This window comes from Mesorhizobium sp. M4A.F.Ca.ET.020.02.1.1, from assembly GCF_004022645.1.
Taxonomy (GTDB): domain Bacteria; phylum Pseudomonadota; class Alphaproteobacteria; order Rhizobiales; family Rhizobiaceae; genus Mesorhizobium.
The window spans coordinates 1-1,462 of the sequence record NZ_RZOI01001071.1 but is presented as its reverse complement, the minus strand read 5'-3'; the positions used below and the strand labels follow the sequence as shown (position 1 = coordinate 1,462).

Annotated in this window: 1 protein-coding gene; it reads left to right on the top strand. The window is 63.0% G+C overall.

Annotated elements, in window-relative coordinates; genetic code table 11:
* Positions 1–995: NAD+ synthase (locus tag EN742_RS34890; RefSeq protein ID WP_128333876.1), on the top strand; the 995-nt coding region annotated here is incomplete at its 5' end.
* Between the last annotated feature and the right edge of the window lie 467 nt (positions 996–1,462).

The window sequence follows — 1,462 nt, the reverse complement described above, 5'->3', positions numbered from 1 at the left end:
GCGCGGACAAGACGCTTGCCTTCCAGATGAGCCAGTTCGAGGACGCGGTCGACGTCACCACCTGGAAGCGCACGGATGACGGCTGGGTCTGCGCGGAAGGGCCGATGTCGAAGATCCCGGAGCGGGAAGAGGCCGACTATCGCGCCTGCATGCTTGGCCTGCGCGACTACGTCAACAAGAACGGCTTCAAGAACGTCGTGCTCGGCCTGTCCGGCGGTATCGATTCGGCGATCTGCGCCGCCCTTGCCGTCGATGCGCTGGGCGAAGAACGGCTGCGCGCGGTGATGATGCCCTACCGCTATACCTCGAAGGATTCGCTGAAGGACGCCGAGGACTGCGCCCGCGCGCTTGGCTGCCGCTACGACATCGTACCGATCTTCGAGCCGGTCGAAGGTTTTCTGCACGCGCTGACGCAGATGTTCGAAGGCACCAAGGAAGGCATCACCGAGGAGAACCTGCAGAGCCGCGCGCGCGGCACCATCCTGATGGCGATCTCCAACAAGTTCGGTTCGATGGTCGTCACCACCGGCAACAAGAGCGAGATGTCGGTCGGTTACGCCACGCTTTACGGCGACATGAATGGCGGCTTCAACCCGATCAAGGACCTCTACAAGATGCAGGTCTATGCACTGTCGCGCTGGCGCAACAGCCACGTGCCGCCGGGCGCGCTCGGCCCTTCCGGCGAGGTGATCCCGAAGAACATCATCGACAAGGCGCCGTCGGCGGAGCTGCGCGAGAACCAGACCGACCAGGATTCGCTGCCGCCCTATCCGGTGCTGGACGATATCCTTGAATGCCTGGTCGAGCACGAGATGGGCGTTGACGAGATCGTTGCGCGCGGCCATGACCGGGCGACAGTGGCGCGGGTCGAGCACCTGCTCTACATCGCCGAATACAAGCGCCGGCAGGCCGCACCGGGCGTGAAGATCACTAGGAAGAACTTCGGCCGCGACCGCCGCTATCCGATCACCAACCGGTTCAGGGACGGGCGGTAAGCGCTCCGTCCGCAGCGCAGCCGCATAGCCTGAGCCACGGCAACGGCACAACCCGCCGTTGTTGCAAAATCGTCTCACTGCTTGGACCAGATGCGCATTTGGTCGCAGCCTGGCTTGGCGATGCGCAGGGGCGTCTCTATAAAGGCGTCTCCGCGATTCTCCACCTGGAGGAACCGAATGCCACAATTTGACATCGTTATGCGAGGCCGCGAAGCCTAGGTCCTGATCGAGGCCTCGCGAAGGCTTGCCTTCGCGACAAGAACTCGATCGAGGAGAGGCATCTGCCGCTGCCGGTCGCCGCCGGCATATGGGCGTGCCGCCACTATGCTGAACCTCCGCATTCCCGGCGCCAGATTGGCGCCAACGCGGTTTTCTCAATTTCCAGCTTACCGGGACCGGGCACATTTGCGCCTGGATGACATCATGGCTCGTTTTCGAATCGATCTGCGTGCCGAAGCCTTCCGCAG